The organism is Vibrio sp. 03_296 (assembly GCF_002265885.1).
This window is the reverse complement of record NZ_NPKW01001409.1, coordinates 1-453: the sequence shown is the minus strand read 5'-3', so window position 1 is coordinate 453 and position 453 is coordinate 1. Positions and strand designations below refer to the sequence as shown.

Below are 453 nucleotides of genomic sequence, written 5' to 3'. Positions count from 1 at the left end.
CTTGTCAGGAACCACGACCAACGTAGAAGACGGTCAGAAAGTGACCTTGACCGTGACCGACAGCAAAGGCAACACAGCCTCGTTCGAAGCGACCGTTCAAGATGGCAAGTTCAGCACGACCGCAGACCTAACAGGTAAGGGTCTGGTTGATGGCGCGATCAGCGTGAAAGCGGACGTGAGGACAGCGCGGGCAACCCAGGCGAGCGACACAGAAAGCGCGACGTTGGATGCGGACAATGCGGATCTACCGAGCATCGACTTGACGACCGTAGGCGACGGCAACATCAGTGTTGACGAAGCAGACGAAGTGACCTTGTCAGGAACCACGACCAACGTAGAAGACGGTCAGAAAGTGACCTTGACCGTGACCGACAGCAAAGGCAACACAGCCTCGTTCGAAGCGACCGTTCAAGATGGCAAGTTCAGCACGACCGCAGACCTAACAGGTAAGGG

1 pseudogene is annotated in these 453 nt (G+C 56.5%); it reads left to right on the top strand.

Going from position 1 to position 453, the window contains the following annotated elements:
* Positions 1-453 (top strand): annotated as a pseudogene (locus CIK04_RS32650) (RTX toxin); the annotation flags it as partial.